17 protein-coding genes are annotated in these 13909 nt (G+C 40.9%); 10 read left to right on the forward strand and 7 right to left on the reverse strand.

Going from position 1 to position 13909, the window contains the following annotated elements; all coding sequences use genetic code 11:
* Nucleotides 1-208 precede the first annotated feature (208 nt).
* Nucleotides 209-790, forward strand: a complete 582-nt coding sequence (locus tag FTV14_RS00005) for a cold shock domain-containing protein (RefSeq protein ID WP_159124401.1) — start codon at nt 209-211, stop codon at nt 788-790.
* A gap of 46 nt (nt 791-836) precedes the next feature.
* Here the strand turns inward: FTV14_RS00005 and gigC are convergent, their stop codons facing one another.
* Nucleotides 837-1715: a LysR family transcriptional regulator GigC gene (gene gigC / locus FTV14_RS00010; RefSeq protein ID WP_159124400.1), complete on the reverse strand. Its 879-nt coding sequence runs from the start codon at nt 1713-1715 to the stop codon at nt 837-839.
* A gap of 85 nt (nt 1716-1800) precedes the next feature.
* On the opposite strand from gigC, the gene FTV14_RS00015 reads away from it, so the two are divergent.
* Complete coding sequence (locus tag FTV14_RS00015; protein WP_180053128.1) at nt 1801-2562, forward strand: ferredoxin--NADP reductase; 762 nt, start codon at nt 1801-1803, stop codon at nt 2560-2562.
* A 312-nt stretch (nt 2563-2874) separates the two neighbouring features.
* On the opposite strand, the gene FTV14_RS00020 is transcribed toward FTV14_RS00015, so the two are convergent.
* Nucleotides 2875-3297 (reverse strand): hypothetical protein, encoded by a 423-nt coding sequence (locus FTV14_RS00020; protein WP_005237048.1) that lies wholly within the window; start codon nt 3295-3297, stop codon nt 2875-2877.
* A gap of 407 nt (nt 3298-3704) precedes the next feature.
* Here FTV14_RS00020 and FTV14_RS00025 point away from each other — a divergent pair, with 407 nt between their 5' ends.
* From FTV14_RS00025 to FTV14_RS00040, 4 genes are all read left to right on the forward strand, one after another.
* Nucleotides 3705-4058: a hypothetical protein gene (locus FTV14_RS00025; RefSeq protein ID WP_180053129.1), complete on the forward strand. Its 354-nt coding sequence runs from the start codon at nt 3705-3707 to the stop codon at nt 4056-4058.
* Between the two features lie 198 nt (nt 4059-4256).
* Nucleotides 4257-6092, forward strand: coding sequence for a mechanosensitive ion channel (locus tag FTV14_RS00030; protein ID WP_180012016.1), 1836 nt, complete (start codon nt 4257-4259; stop codon nt 6090-6092).
* 67 nt (nt 6093-6159) lie between these two features.
* Entirely contained in the window at nt 6160-6327 is a 168-nt protein-coding gene (locus tag FTV14_RS00035; RefSeq protein WP_179992650.1) for a hypothetical protein, read from the forward strand.
* 129 nt (nt 6328-6456) lie between these two features.
* Complete coding sequence (locus FTV14_RS00040; RefSeq protein WP_180053130.1) at nt 6457-6609, forward strand: hypothetical protein; 153 nt, start codon at nt 6457-6459, stop codon at nt 6607-6609.
* Between the two features lie 34 nt (nt 6610-6643).
* On the opposite strand, the gene FTV14_RS00045 is transcribed toward FTV14_RS00040, so the two are convergent.
* On the reverse strand, nt 6644-7843 hold the full coding sequence (locus tag FTV14_RS00045) for an NAD(P)/FAD-dependent oxidoreductase (protein ID WP_180012010.1): 1200 nt from the start codon (nt 7841-7843) through the stop codon (nt 6644-6646).
* Nucleotides 7844-8031: 188 nt separating this feature from the next.
* Here FTV14_RS00045 and FTV14_RS00050 point away from each other — a divergent pair, with 188 nt between their 5' ends.
* Complete coding sequence (locus FTV14_RS00050) at nt 8032-8355, forward strand: hypothetical protein (protein ID WP_004785040.1); 324 nt, start codon at nt 8032-8034, stop codon at nt 8353-8355.
* Between the two features lie 24 nt (nt 8356-8379).
* On the opposite strand, the gene FTV14_RS00055 is transcribed toward FTV14_RS00050, so the two are convergent.
* The gene (locus tag FTV14_RS00055) at nt 8380-9240 is read right to left on the reverse strand and encodes a 1-aminocyclopropane-1-carboxylate deaminase/D-cysteine desulfhydrase (RefSeq protein ID WP_180012008.1); all 861 of its coding nucleotides are present in this window, start codon (nt 9238-9240) and stop codon (nt 8380-8382) included.
* 178 nt (nt 9241-9418) lie between these two features.
* Here FTV14_RS00055 and FTV14_RS00060 point away from each other — a divergent pair, with 178 nt between their 5' ends.
* Nucleotides 9419-9604, forward strand: a complete 186-nt coding sequence (locus FTV14_RS00060; RefSeq protein WP_180012005.1) for an NF038215 family lipoprotein — start codon at nt 9419-9421, stop codon at nt 9602-9604.
* Nucleotides 9605-9706: 102 nt separating this feature from the next.
* The gene (locus FTV14_RS00065; RefSeq protein ID WP_004785033.1) at nt 9707-10330 is read left to right on the forward strand and encodes a LysE family translocator; all 624 of its coding nucleotides are present in this window, start codon (nt 9707-9709) and stop codon (nt 10328-10330) included.
* Between the two features lie 63 nt (nt 10331-10393).
* Here FTV14_RS00065 and FTV14_RS00070 read toward each other — a convergent pair whose 3' ends face one another.
* Both FTV14_RS00070 and FTV14_RS00075 read right to left on the reverse strand, forming a co-directional pair.
* On the reverse strand, nt 10394-11581 hold the full coding sequence (locus tag FTV14_RS00070; RefSeq protein WP_180012003.1) for an ammonium transporter: 1188 nt from the start codon (nt 11579-11581) through the stop codon (nt 10394-10396).
* A gap of 449 nt (nt 11582-12030) precedes the next feature.
* Complete coding sequence (locus FTV14_RS00075; protein WP_180012001.1) at nt 12031-13011, reverse strand: MBL fold metallo-hydrolase; 981 nt, start codon at nt 13009-13011, stop codon at nt 12031-12033.
* A gap of 265 nt (nt 13012-13276) precedes the next feature.
* Between FTV14_RS00075 and FTV14_RS16165 the strand changes: the two genes are divergently transcribed.
* Nucleotides 13277-13393: a hypothetical protein gene (locus FTV14_RS16165; protein ID WP_373683639.1), complete on the forward strand. Its 117-nt coding sequence runs from the start codon at nt 13277-13279 to the stop codon at nt 13391-13393.
* A 65-nt stretch (nt 13394-13458) separates the two neighbouring features.
* Here the strand turns inward: FTV14_RS16165 and FTV14_RS00080 are convergent, their stop codons facing one another.
* Nucleotides 13459-13815, reverse strand: a complete 357-nt coding sequence (locus FTV14_RS00080; protein WP_034581100.1) for a hypothetical protein — start codon at nt 13813-13815, stop codon at nt 13459-13461.
* Nucleotides 13816-13909: the final 94 nt, after the last annotated feature.

Genomic DNA, 13909 nt, shown 5'->3' on the forward strand with positions numbered 1-13909 from the left:
GAATAATTCAAGTGAATTTGTTTGAAAGAAGAACTTTAAAAGCTTTATTTTCACCCGATAAAATACCCATAAAACAAGAGGAAGCTCATTTGAGCTTCCTCTTGTGAAAAATTGTGGGACAGCAATGTCTTACGGTGCTTTTTTATTTTTAGAATTAAAAACGCTTTTTGAATACAATAGTTAAAAATATCAAACAATAGAGTGAATTATGTTTTTAGAGGGGAAGATCAAGACCTATAACGAAGAACGAGGTTTTGGTTTTATTGAGATAGCGGGTGAGTCAAAAGATTTATTCTTCCATATTAAAGACTTTCCAAATAAGAATGTGCCACCAAAAGTTGGGGAAAGGTTAAAGTTTCTCAAAGTACAGGATGCAGGCAAGTTTAAAGCAGACAATATTGTGCGTTTGGATCTCAAAACGGAAACCCCTCGACATACGCCTCAGTCACGAGCATTAGAAAATAAGCCTCGTATTACTCAACGAAAACAATCTCAAGAGAAGAAAAGTAGCTTTAGCACTTACATTGGATTTCTGATTATGATTGGCTTAGCCTATGCGGTTTATAACAAATATCAGGATTGGCAAAGCAGCAGAATACAGCCAGTAGAAGTGCAACGTATAGTTGAAGAACCACAAGTACAGCAGAATTTTAGCTGTGATGGACGACAGCATTGTAGTCAAATGAGTTCATATGAAGAAGCTTTATACTTTTTAAGAAATTGTCCAAATACCAAAATGGATGGTGATGGCGATGGGATCCCATGTGAAAGCCAATTTGGACATCGGTAAATAAAAAAAAGCGCCAAAAGGCGCTTTTTTTTATTGAAAGTGAAATTTATGCTTCACAGAATTTCATAAAGGCTTTAAGACCTGGTCCTTGATATTTTTGGCGGTGTACCAGCATAAATAAAGGACGGGTGAGTGACCAGAATGGAGTATTCAGAATGACCAGTTGACCTTTTTCCTGCAAAGGTTCAATCGCCAGCTTGGAAATACAGGACATCCCTAAACCACCTGCCACAATCTTCAGAATCGCTTCATTATGACCTAGAGTCAGACGAATATTGGCATCAGGTACATCTTTTAAAATGGCATTATCAAAGACTTCACGAGTTCCTGAACCTTCTTCACGTAAAATCCATTCAACCGATTTAAAATCTTCAGCAGTGAGCGGACGGTTTAGCTGAGCTAGAGGATGATCCGGCGCACAGCATACTGCCAGTTCATCATCGCGCCAATGAATACATTGCAGTTGTGGTAAATGGCAAGAACCTTCAATCAGGGCCAAATCTAGCTGGAACTGATTTACGGCTTCGATCATTTGACGGGTATTGCCGACCTGCAGTTGCAAGTGAGCCTGTGGCTGGATTTTCAGGAAATCCGCCATCAGATCTGGCATCAGATAGTCGGAAATGGTCAGCGTCGCACCGAGACGAAGGTCAATGCTTTGCAGTTCACCTTTGGCTGCCTGCTCGAAAGCTTCACAGCGGCCAAGGATTTCAAGAGCTTGCGGGAGAAGAAAACGACCTAAGTCATTGAGCTGTAAACGCTTACCAAGACGGTCGAATAAAGGCGCGCCAAGACCATCTTCTAAATCTGCTAAAGCCATACTCGCCGCACTTTGGGTGAGTTTGACTGCATCACTGGCTTTGGTGACGGTGCCTTCTTGAGCAACTGCTACAAAAACAGCCAACTGGCGTAAAGTCATGCGCATGAATAGAGCCTTAACATTTAAAAAATATTAATAAATTATGCTGTCATGCTACCATGAGCATAGTCTTTGATGCCACGTTTGAATCATGTCTATTGAAAAATTTAGCTTAGAAAAGATTTTATCTGTACACCGTTGGACCAATACGCTGTTTAGTTTCACCATGACCAGACCTGCACATTTCAAGTTTACGGCAGGACAGTTTGCGCGTATTGGCTTGAAAGTGGGGGATGAACTGGTCGTTCGGGCATATTCAGTCGTGTCATCGCCTTTTGATGAAACGCTGGAATTTTTTTCGATTGTGGTTCCGGAAGGGAAATTTACTTCGAATTTACAACATCTTAAAGTAGGCGATGAACTCTACTTAGAGAAAATTCCCTATGGTTATCTGACTTTGGCACGTTATCAATTGCCATTGCCACAAGATTTATGGCTGCTTGGTACCGGTACAGGTCTGGCACCATTTTTATCCATGCTGCAAGACTTTGAAACCTGGAATAAATATAAACATATTAACCTGGTTTATAGCGTCCGTACGCAAGACGAACTGGCTTATGTCGACCGTATTCAGGAAATTGCCGAGAGCTTTGGCGAAGGTTATACTGGCTTTAAATTTATTCCAATCATTACCCGCGATCCTGAAGCAGTGCTTCATCATCGTTTACCTATTTTGATTGAGAATGGGGAACTTGAACGGGCAGCAGGACTTCAGCTTAATCCTGAAACCAGTCACGTGATGCTCTGTGGTAATCCGGAAATGGTTGAAGATACCAAAGAAGCGCTAAAAGCACGTGGCCTGACTATGAACCGTCGTGGTGAAGGAAATATTGCGGTAGAGAATTATTGGTAATTTCTTTAGAGTTTCTCCCTTTCTAAAAGGGAGGTTAGGAGGGATTGAAGTTAGATTATTTGTCAGTTCTTGAATCCTCCCCAACCCCTCCTTTGCAAAGGAGGGGCTTTTACCTCTCCCTTGCGCAGCAGTGCTGCTCATCGCTTAAAAGGAAAGGGAGTTACATCCTTCTTTAAATTAGAAATGGATTAAAACTGAAAATATTTTCAAGTTAAAAAGAATCCCCCTAAATCTCCCTTTGTTAAAGGGGGACTTTTATTTTTTTAGGTACAAAAAAACCTCCGTCATGGAGGTTTTTTTCATACTGTCATATTAGTGAACAAACATATCCATAAAGTCACGGATTTCCTGAATGGCAGTATCTGTATCGGTCGTTAACCAGGTCGGCTCAAAGAAACCGGCATAATGCTCGATCCGATCCGCAGGCACAACTAGACGTACCGGGCAATCTTCTTCCAGTAGGCGCCATGGAATAATCGGAACGTCATTATCTAGCCAGGCCGCAACATTCCGTACATCAATGACCATGGCATTAATGCAGTCCGGAAAAGGCATTACCGACATTTCTTCCGTACGGCGGCGGAAATATTCCAGATCCTGCCAGCGTAGCATAAAGCTCGGTTTGCTAAATTCAATGATTCCAATCAGATGCTGATCACGAGTGTAGTGCAAAGCACATTGATGTGTGACGTCAGTGTCAAGATCAAGCGATACACTCTGTTGACGGTACGCCATAAAACTCGGGTGCATGAAAAATAAGGTGGATAATTATAACGTATTTTGCGCAAAGTAGCAGGTATATTGAAAAACGGTATTTTTACAGCATGTTTTAGCCCACTTAAATTGTGTTTAAAATCTAATAAAATCATACTGGTATATTGTTTATTTTATAGACAATTCAGTTCCTGATAAATCAGCTAAAAACTGCCAGTATCAATTGTCTCGGAAGAGAGTTTCTAACCATAAGACCATAGTATGTTCAGGCTAGAAAATGCCTTTTTTTGAAACTAATACCAAGTTCATCAGACTCATACATATAACTTACATCCATTCACTATCTCACCATCTTTTGTCACAGAAGCTGTGATAACTGCTTGTTATGATAAAAATCTACTTATGAATAAGAAAGAGTGAGAATGGTCATGGTTGATGATTTTAATAAAAAACCACCTTTGCATGATCAGGCAGCAATTACGCAGAAGAAGCGCATTCCTGTCTATATCCTGATTTTGGTCGGTATCTTTTTACTGGCAGTCCTGTTCTATATGTTTGCAGATGTGAAGCCAGATGCGCCTGCGACCCAGCCTAATACACCAGTACCAGCGACTGAAGCCCCTGCCAATAATGGTAGTCCGGCGGCTACTCCAGGCGTTGAAAGCAATGAAGCAATGGCTACTGCAGATGATGCGATGACAGAAGCAACAGCCACTGTAGGCGAAATGTCACAAGATACAGCAGAAGCTACTGCAACTGATGCTCAACAGGCTACCCAATAATTGGAATTATTAAAAAAAGCTCTGGTTCATGACTAGGGCTTTTTTGCAATAGGTGGTGATGTTTTTCAAAGTTCTGTATCTCCAGGCAAGCTAAGCACAGGAAGTTCAAGCTTTATAAGCAATCGGAAAGAGCTGAAGATTTCAAAAATAAGCTCGTGAATTCAGACAAATAGCGTAATAACAAAGAGGGCAGAAAACATGAATGATTATATGAGAGGCCCACGTGGTGGCTATGATGCCATGTACTACTGGGATCAGTTTCATCCAATTCTTAGTGCAATTGCCATATTAGTCCTAGGTTGGATTATTGCATTACTCGTCTCGGCAGGTGTTAAAAAAATCTTGCAAAAACTAGGGACCAATACACACTTAAATGCAGCGACAGGACATCGCTCTAATGTCGAGAGTATTATCGCTCGTGTTGTGTTCTGGATTATTCTGATTATTGCGGTCATCGGTGCGCTTAACGTGTTGAATCTGACAGCAGTGAGCGGACCGTTCAGTAATATGATCCAGCAGTTCTTGCTCTTTATTCCACAATTGCTGGCGGCTGTTGCTGTGGCCTTTGTTGGGTGGATTGTGGCAAATCTGGTCAAAGTCGGCTTGCAAAAAATGCTTGATCGCACCCAGCTGGATGAAAAGCTGAGTGCCGAAGTCGGTGTTAGCCCAATTAGCCAAAATATCAGTGAAATTGTTTACTGGCTGATTTTACTGCTGTTCTTGCCAATCGTCTTGTCGATTCTAGGTCTACACGGTTTACTACTACCTGTGCAGAACATGCTGACTGATGTCGTAAGTTATCTGCCTAATATCTTCATTGCTGCAGTTATTGTATTTGTCGGATACATTCTGGCAAAAATCGTTCGCGGTATAGTTGAAGGTTTGCTCAACAGCCTGAATATTCAACATCAAGCTGAAAAAGTCGGCATTTTCAAAAACTCGAATGTCGCTCAACTGATTGGTTCATTCATCTTCGCAGTTGTAATTATTACGTCATTAATCATTGCATTTGAAGCACTGGGTATCGAAGCAATTTCTCAACCAGCAACTGCAATGCTGTATGAGATCATGAATGCCATTCCAAATATCATTGCAGCCGCACTGATTCTGATTCTGGCTTATGTGGTGTCTAGACTGGTAGCACGTCTGGTGACTGAAGTCGTTGCCGGAACAGGCGTAGATGAGGTTCCAGCTAAACTGGATCTGCAACGCTTCCTAGGCAAAACCAAACTATCAAGTCTGGTGGGTTATCTGATTGTACTGTTCACCATGCTATTTGCAGTTTCCGAAGCTGCGGACCGTTTAGGCTTTGAACAGGTGAGTGGCCTGATCGCGATGTTCATCTACTTCGGTGCAAACATCCTGCTAGGTGCTGTGATCCTGGTGATTGGCTTCTGGCTGGCCAATGTAGTTGCCAATATTGTGCAACGTGGTGAATACAACAGTTCACGCTGGTTAGCGAACCTGGTTCGTGTACTGATCATGGGTCTGGTCATTGCGATGGGTCTACGTGCCATGGGCATTGCTGACTCGATCGTGAATCTGGCCTTCGGTTTAACTCTGGGTGCTGTTGCTGTGGCATTTGCCTTGGCCTTTGGTCTCGGTGGCCGTCAACCAGCAGAACGTGTACTGACTGATTTGATCGATAAAGCTAAACGAGAAGCTAAAGAGCCGAATCCTTTGAAAAATGAAACTAATATCATGACTTCAGGCTTAGGTGCTGATGTCAGTGGTACTACAGGTGCAGGCAGTTCAACTACAGGAGAAAATATTGTGCCGAATCAAGATCAATCACAAGATGACAATGCGCCGATGCGTACCAATTTATCCAATAGTACGCCAGCGACCTTGACCACTGCACCGCAGGATGATGAAGCGTCAGGTGTAGATCAGGTGACACCAGATGTCGATCAGGCTGTACCGGATTCGCTTCAAGTTGATCCAACTCATCCACCAGCCAATAATCCATTTGGTTCTACAGGTGAAGAAGAACCGGATGTCGATAGTCATCCAAAAAAAGATGACCCGAATTAACCTGTTCTATTTAAACAAAATCGGCCACGCTTGAGTGGTCGATTTTTTTAATCCTGAGGAAATCTGAATGAATGCCAAGAAACCGAATAATCTGTTAGCACCCTTAGTGATAGCAGGCATAACCATTGGCTTTTTCACGGCTGCTTATCGATTTGTCTTTGTGAAAAGCAAACAGGATGAGCAGGCTGAAAAAGAGCTGGATAAGAAAATACCTGATCCAGACGAATTTAATTAAGTCGAAATACTGCCTAGTCACTATACATAGAATTTCTTTTTTAAAAAATATAGAATATTCAAGTGAATACTAAAATGATTTTGGTATTTTTCTTGCATTAAAAATATAAAGAAAAAGGAGATCAATAAGATGTGGAAAACATTTCAGCATAAATTCATGGCACCTATGGCAGATCAAGTACCCTTACATCTGCAGGAAGCGGCTCGGAAAATGCAACTGACGATTGACCGTTTAGAAAATACGGCCAATCTCAACCTGTTTAAAACGGATTATCTGGAATAAGCGAAGTATTTTCTCTTCCCAGATCATCTCTGTATTAAACATATTCCGATGCGGCATGTGCTGATGACCATGCCCATTGGAAGTTAAAACCTCCCAAATGACCAGTCACATCCAGTATCTCGCCCACAAAATACAAGCCTTTCTGCTTTTTGCTTTCCATGGTTTTAGATGAAACTTCGGTTGTATCTACGCCGCCCAAAGTCACTTCAGCTGTCCGGTAACCTTCAGTTCCAGAAGGCTTCAGTTCAAAGCCACTTAAACGTTTGGCAATCTGTTCCAGCTTGTCATCACTAATATTGCCGATGAATGTTTCAGCCACTTCAGGCCAGATCAGATTCTGTAATTCTAGTACTACGCTCTTCGGTAAATATTCGGTCAATAGTGTACGTAGCAGAACTTTAGGCTGACTCTGTTTTTTAGATTTAAAGAAATCAAACAGGTCGACACTTGGTAGAAAATCAACCTTAAAGCTTTGGCCAACATCCCAGTAATTTGACAGTTGTAGGGAGCTAGGGCCGCTCAGACCACGATGGGTAAACAGTAAAGCTTCAGTAAAACTGTTTAAATCATTGGACAGCGTGGCTTCAACTGCATTACCGCTCAGACGGGTGGTGACTTCCTTGAAACTATCCGAGAAAGTAAACGGCACCAGACCGGCACGGGTTGGATAGACATGATGTCCAAACTGTTTGGCAATCTCATAGCCGATGCCTGAACCGCCTAAGGTTGGAATTGACAGGCCACCTGAAGCAACCACAACAGATTCCACTTCAAAATATCCTAAAGAAGTGGCTACCTGAAATCCTTGATCGTCCACAGTATTGACAGCTTTCACTTCGCAGTTGGTTTTGATCTCGACCAGACCAGTTTTGTCACATTCGGACAGCAGCATCGCCAGAATTTCTTTGGCACCATTTAAGGTGAATAGCTGTCCGTGTTTACGTTCTTCATACTCGATGCCATATTCACAGACCATGCCAATAAAATCCCAATTGGTATAGCGGGTCAGTGCTGAAATCACGAAATACGGATTGTGCGAGATGAAATTTTCAGGTTCGACATAGAGGTTGGTGAAATTACATTTGCCACCACCGGACATCAGGATTTTCTTACCCACCTTATTGGCTTTTTCAACGACTACGACTTTACGACCACGTTGTGCTGCCATATAGGCCGTCATTAAACCTGATGCACCTGCACCTATGACCAAAACATCGTATTGCTGAACAGACATGACACACTCAAGGGAGAAGAAAGGGGAGCATTATAGACAATTTTATTTCAGCTTTGTCTATTCCTGAAAGGGGCTACCCGAATTACAGCGTGTTAGCGAATATTTATCATAAATAATTTGAAGCAGCTGGCGGATTCATGCATAGTTTTGTCATGCCTAAAAAATAATCACAATGAAAGGAATAATTTATGACGGATACGGCAGCATACAAACAATATAATCTGATCAGCTATATTCTTCATCTACTGGGTTTTTTCCTGGGAATAACCCCATTAATCGCCATTATCATGAATTATATTAAACGTGATGAAATGCGAGGCACCTGGCTAGAAAGTCATGTGGATTGGCAGATTAAAACCTTCTGGTTCAGCTTACTGGGCTATATTCTGGGTGGTCTGCTCACCGTAATTCTAATCGGTTTTGTGATTATTTTTCTTGTCTTTGTCTGGCACGTCTATCGGCTGGTCAAAGGGCTAATTGCACTCAATGAAAATAATCCGATAGGCATTTAAGTTTCGATCAGAACTTTAAGCGATTTAAATATTTCGACCTTGTAGTCCACCAGTATGCAGGATCAGCAGTTTTGTTTCTGGTGGAAAGCAGCCTTTTTCAATCAGATTTGAAATTCCCAACAGCATTTTTCCAGTATAAATTTGCTCTAAGGGAATATCATATTCAGCTTCAAAGTGCTGTATAAACTGGATCAGTTCAGGAGTGGTTTTGGCATAACCACTGCAACAATAATCATCGAGAATGGACCAGTTTCTTTTCTTGGTCAGCTTAGCCACCTCCTCATTCAGGAAGTTGCCTTTTAAGGCAGAAAATCCTAATACCTGTTGATGAGGCTGGCTGGCTTCAATCAAACCTGTAATCGTGCCACCAGTGCCTACAGCACAGCAGATCACGTCAAATTGTGCATCGCCGTCCTTTAGAATCTCCTGACATCCCCGAATCGCTAATGTATTAGTACCGCCTTCAGGAATGATGTAATGTGCAGGAAAATTTTGTGCTAACGCTGTTAGATAATTAGCGTCCTGTTTACGTCGATATTCTTCACGACTCACAAAATGCAGTTGCATGCCGTATTGTTGTGCCAACGCTAAAGTGGGGTTTAAAGGCTGATGAGCCAGTTCTTCACCCCGAATAATGCCGACACTCTCAAAGCCAAACTGCTGTGCTGCAAATGCCGTTGCGGCAATATGATTGGAATAAGCGCCCCCAAAAGTCAGCAGCTTTTTAAAGCCAAGTTGCTGTGCTTCCAGAAAATTGTATTTCAGTTTAAAAAACTTGTTGCCTGATATTTGTGGATGCACCAGATCCAGACGGCGTATGGTTACAAACCTGTTTTTCAGCCAGATGCGCTGGTCTGGAATATGCTGGGCGATTTTTTCAAACATGGTATTTTCATAAGCTAAGAATGAGCAAATTATAGCGAAATAGAATCAGCAGGATGGCAGAATCATGAGCTCCTTAAACTAAGAATAAAATTTCGTAGATTGTCACAATTCATATGCTGAAAATTTAAACAAATTTGCTAATCTGAATCTTATAGGGAACTTAGAGGAGGATAGAATAATGAAAATACTATCCTGTACGATTTTAAGTGTATTGTTCTTAGTAGGCTTATCTGGCTGTGATGATCCGCTGAATAAACCTAAAACTGATACACGAAGCATGATCATTGGCGGAGTTCCGGTGTATGACCATGATTATAAGATGCTTGATTCATCCCTCACCGCTCAAGACCAATTGAAGAAATAGCCGGATTTCGCACAAATATTGCATCATTTGTGTAGAAATATTAAAGCAAAATAAATTATTTTTACTTAAAATAAGCCATTCATTTTAAGTTTGGATGGTCACGTGGAATCATTTTGGATTTTAGGTTCAATTGCCTTTGCCCTCATGTTAGGTGCAATGAGCCCAGGACCGACTTCTATTTATGTAGCGAAAAATTCAATTGCGATCTCACGTAAGCATGGCCTATTTACAGCTTTAGGTACCGGAACAGGGGCGGCGATTTTTGGTCTGCTTGCAGTTTTAGGTTTGCAGGCATTTTTGCTGGCTGTGCCATCTGCCTATCTGGCGCTTAAAATTTGTGGTGGTTTATATCTGCTCTGGTTGGCTTTTAAAATTATCAAGCATGCCAAAGAACCAATCGATGCAGGCGATGACAGTCAAACTCAGATGTCCTTACGTCGTGCTTATATGACAGGTTTGATTACTCAATTATCTAACCCAAAAATTGCCATTGTATTGGCCAGTATTTTTACTGCGCTTTTGCCAAAAGAAATTCCAACTTACTTTTATTTTGTATTACCGGTTTTATGTTTCTTTATTGATGCAGGCTGGTGCTCGCTGGTGGCCGTTGCACTTTCTGCTGAAAAGCCACGTCGAGTATATTTGAAGTTTAAAGCCGGTTTTGACCGTGCAGCAGGGGCGGTCATGACCGTGCTGGGATTAAAGCTGATCTTTGGGATGAAGTAATTTTCCAATTATCGCAGACCATAAAAAAAGCCCCAATGATTCGGGGCTTTTTTAATTTGGTTCTTAAAAAATATTTTCTTCCGAATTTGCCGAGATCCGGTGAATAGATAAATCCGCACCGGTAAATTCTTCTTCCTGACTCAGACGAATACCGATCAACACTTTCAGCAGACCATAAACCAGGAATCCACCTGCCAGAGCCACTACAATCGCCAGTACGGTACCGAATAATTGTGAAATGATAGAAACACCGCCCATACCTCCTAGCCATTGCTGACCGAATACACCGACAGCAATTCCACCGAAAGCACCACATACGCCATGCAAAGGCCAGACCCCTAATACATCATCAACTTTAAGTTTATTTTGGGTATAGGTAAAGAGTTTCACAAAAATTACGCCTGCGCTGATTCCGATAAATAATGCACCCAGTGGATGTACCACATCAGAACCTGCACAGATGGCAACTAGTCCGGCTAATGGACCATTATGCAAGAAGCCCGGGTCATCTTTACCGGCTACTTTTGCCGCAATAGTTCCACCGACCATTGCCATTAAAGAGTTAATTGCAACCAGTCCGGAAATGGCGTCCAGGCGCTGTGCACTCATCACATTAAAGCCAAACCAGCCGACAATCAGAATCCATGAGCCTAAAGCAAGGAAAGGGATAGATGAAGGGGGATGTGCAGTAATCCGGCCATCATTTTTATAGCGTCCATTACGTGCACCAAGTAAAACGACCGCGGCCAGAGCAATCCAGCCTCCCATGCCATGCACGACCACAGAGCCGGCGAAATCGTGGAAGCTGGCACCAAAGGTATCTGCCAACCAGTCCTGAAAACCAAAGTTGCCATTCCAGATCATCCCTTCAAAAAATGGATAAATCAGAGCCACCAGAAATAAAGTCGCTAAAGCCTGCGAACGCATTTTGGCCCGTTCAGCAATGCCTCCCGAGATAATCGCAGGAATAGCTGCGGCAAAGGTTAGCAGGAAGAAACAGCGCATCAGGTTATAACCATGATCGGCTGCTAGAGTAGAAGCATCGTGGAAAAAATGCTGACCATAGGCAATATAGTAGCCCACCAGAAAGTAAGCGATGGCGGAGAGGGAAAAGTCAGTGAGAATTTTACTTAAGGCATTGACCTGATTCTTATGGCGAACTGTCCCTAGTTCTAAAAACGCAAATCCTGCATGCATAGCGAGCACTAGAACTGCACCGAGAAGGAGAAATAATAAGTCTATATTTTGCATTGTGCGTTCCAATTTAGTGCATAGAATCACAAAAGAAATCCAGTATATAGAGGCAAACTGATTCGAAAAGAGTTACTAACAAGGGAAATTTTGATAATGAATTTCTTGAAACTGACAAGACTCGATATAAAGCACAATAGAATTTTATGCACCAAACTAAGACATCATAAGAAAAGATAAAATTTAAATTTATATTTTGTTTTTTAGATATTTAGCTTTATCACGGGAAAATGGCATGTTAAAAATGTGTGTTAAAGGTGCACATGAAAAGTAAAAGGATTTTTAAGAAAAAATTTAAAAAAAATAAGTGAAAGATGATTTTGAATTGCAAAAGTAGATCATGGTTTTAAATTTTAGAAGTCATATAGGCTATTGATTAGCTATATTTCCAATAAATAAAACCCTAACAAATTAGGGTTTCATCCGGAGCTAAAATCTGAAGTATTCAATTAATCTTTAAAATGTACGGGAATCCATTGATAGCTCTTTCCATCTTTTGAGTAAATATGACCGATCCCTGGGAATGGTAAATGTGGTGCTGCAATGGTCTGGCCTTGCTTGGCATATTCAGCAAAATGCTTTAAACGGGTTTGCACCGCAGTTTTAGGATCAACATCGAATTCTATGGCTGTTTCAGGTTTGTCGAATTGCAAGGTATGTGAATGGACGATGTCACCGACAAATACGACTTCTTGACCATCTGCTTTGAGTTTAAAGCTGTAATGCCCTGGGGTATGACCAAAGGATGGCTTAAACTCGATCCCACCAAAGGCTAAAGATTTATCAGAAAAGACTTTCACTTTTTTAGCTTTTTCATAGGGTGCAAGGGCTGCTTTAATTTTCTCTACGGTGCCTAAGAAACCCTCCTGCTGGTCTTTCGGTAGTTTTTTAACGGTATTTGGACTTAGCCAGTAGTCATATTCGGTTTTAGAAATATGTAAGGTGGCATTTGGATAATTTGCTGCGCCGTTATTTGAAATGCCACAAACATGATCAGGGTGGAGATGAGTCAGGAAAATACCACTCACTTGAGCAGGCTGATAACCTGATGCCTTGAGGTTGTTATAAATTGACCCTAAGTGTGCACCAAAGCAGCTTGCAGCACCGCTATCCACCATGAGCAGTTGATTGCCTGTATTAATCAGGAAAGCATTGACTGAAGTCTGTATGCCTTTGGCTTGATCGGCATGATATTTCTTCAAAATCTCAGTTTTTTCTGCATCATTTAGGCCTTTAAACATCGATGGATTTAAGTAGTTTGTGCCATCCAGCAGGGCAGTAATCTGAGTATTACCAATTTGGTGATGATAGTAGCCGGCGACTTGTTTTTGTAAAGCAATTGTTGCAGGTTCAGCAGCCTGACTCACACTTACACCCAAAACAGAAAATGAAAGTAGAGAGGTGAGGAGGGAGGTCTTTAAAATATTCATGGCAATTCTTATGGTTGTGAAGTTTATGCTATGTATTAGCATGTAAAGCATGAAAATAGAATATAAAAATATTTACCTTTTTTAAAAGAGAGAAGAGGAATTGAATATCTGTACTAGGCATTCAGTTTGAATCTGTATATTGATTTTTTAAGAAAATAAAAGTTTTTTTCTAAAAATATTTTTATAAATAAATTACTTAGATAAATTTCACTTTTATAAAAAAGCCCGTTAACATGGGGCATTGCAAACAGCCTTGGGTATCACTATGAGTTTTTGGAAAAAGAAAAATAATGCAGCATTTGTATTTTTCATTATTACCTTATATTCATTGCTGGGCTTCGGCATTGGCTATGTCATCTGGGAATTTTTCCTTGATAAATAAGTGCTATCTGATTTATAGATCGACCTAAAAAAGCCTCTAAAGATAGAGGCTTTTTTAATAAGCAATTATTTACTGCATTCAGGCTGAGAACGGTCAATAATTTGAGTGCCTTCTACGCGATAGCCAATTTGGCCTACAAGAAATGCTTGATTTAGTTGAGTGATGACTACATCAGAAAGTGCTACTGCACAACGATCTTTTTCAATTGCACGATCTACTGCTGTTTTGAAATTAGGAATACCTAAAGGGAATAAAATTACTGGAACTTTATCTTCGCCTTTAACGCGTTCGCCTTTAACGAACTGAGTTGAGTTTAGGTTGAAGTTTTTCGTTGAAGCTACAGTCATATCAGCCATACGAACTGAACATCCTGTGAATACAATTGTTGATGCTGCTAAAGCTGAAACTAGTAATTTTTTCATGTTTACCCCGAATAATTCTAAAAATAAAAAAGCGTTTAAATTCTATAGATATATTTTTTAAAAACAAGAAAATATATTGTATAAATGGTAAAAA

Origin of the sequence: Acinetobacter sp. YH12236 (genome assembly GCF_013417645.1) — a bacterium.
Classification (GTDB): domain Bacteria; phylum Pseudomonadota; class Gammaproteobacteria; order Pseudomonadales; family Moraxellaceae; genus Acinetobacter.

Coding starts and splice junctions, on each gene's coding strand:
- FTV14_RS00035 (WP_179992650.1), top strand. CDS start 6,160: ATGAATGCCAAGAAACCGAATAATCTGTTAGCACCCTTAGTGATAGCA.
- FTV14_RS00055 (WP_180012008.1), bottom strand. CDS start 9,240: ATGTTTGAAAAAATCGCCCAGCATATTCCAGACCAGCGCATCTGGCTG.
- FTV14_RS00005 (WP_159124401.1), top strand. CDS start 209: ATGTTTTTAGAGGGGAAGATCAAGACCTATAACGAAGAACGAGGTTTT.
- gigC (WP_159124400.1), bottom strand. CDS start 1,715: ATGCGCATGACTTTACGCCAGTTGGCTGTTTTTGTAGCAGTTGCTCAA.
- FTV14_RS00070 (WP_180012003.1), bottom strand. CDS start 11,581: ATGCAAAATATAGACTTATTATTTCTCCTTCTCGGTGCAGTTCTAGTG.
- FTV14_RS16165 (WP_373683639.1), top strand. CDS start 13,277: ATGAGTTTTTGGAAAAAGAAAAATAATGCAGCATTTGTATTTTTCATT.
- FTV14_RS00020 (WP_005237048.1), bottom strand. CDS start 3,297: ATGGCGTACCGTCAACAGAGTGTATCGCTTGATCTTGACACTGACGTC.
- FTV14_RS00040 (WP_180053130.1), top strand. CDS start 6,457: ATGTGGAAAACATTTCAGCATAAATTCATGGCACCTATGGCAGATCAA.
- FTV14_RS00025 (WP_180053129.1), top strand. CDS start 3,705: ATGGTTGATGATTTTAATAAAAAACCACCTTTGCATGATCAGGCAGCA.
- FTV14_RS00060 (WP_180012005.1), top strand. CDS start 9,419: ATGAAAATACTATCCTGTACGATTTTAAGTGTATTGTTCTTAGTAGGC.
- FTV14_RS00050 (WP_004785040.1), top strand. CDS start 8,032: ATGACGGATACGGCAGCATACAAACAATATAATCTGATCAGCTATATT.
- FTV14_RS00045 (WP_180012010.1), bottom strand. CDS start 7,843: ATGTCTGTTCAGCAATACGATGTTTTGGTCATAGGTGCAGGTGCATCA.
- FTV14_RS00015 (WP_180053128.1), top strand. CDS start 1,801: ATGTCTATTGAAAAATTTAGCTTAGAAAAGATTTTATCTGTACACCGT.
- FTV14_RS00030 (WP_180012016.1), top strand. CDS start 4,257: ATGAATGATTATATGAGAGGCCCACGTGGTGGCTATGATGCCATGTAC.
- FTV14_RS00080 (WP_034581100.1), bottom strand. CDS start 13,815: ATGAAAAAATTACTAGTTTCAGCTTTAGCAGCATCAACAATTGTATTC.
- FTV14_RS00075 (WP_180012001.1), bottom strand. CDS start 13,011: ATGAATATTTTAAAGACCTCCCTCCTCACCTCTCTACTTTCATTTTCT.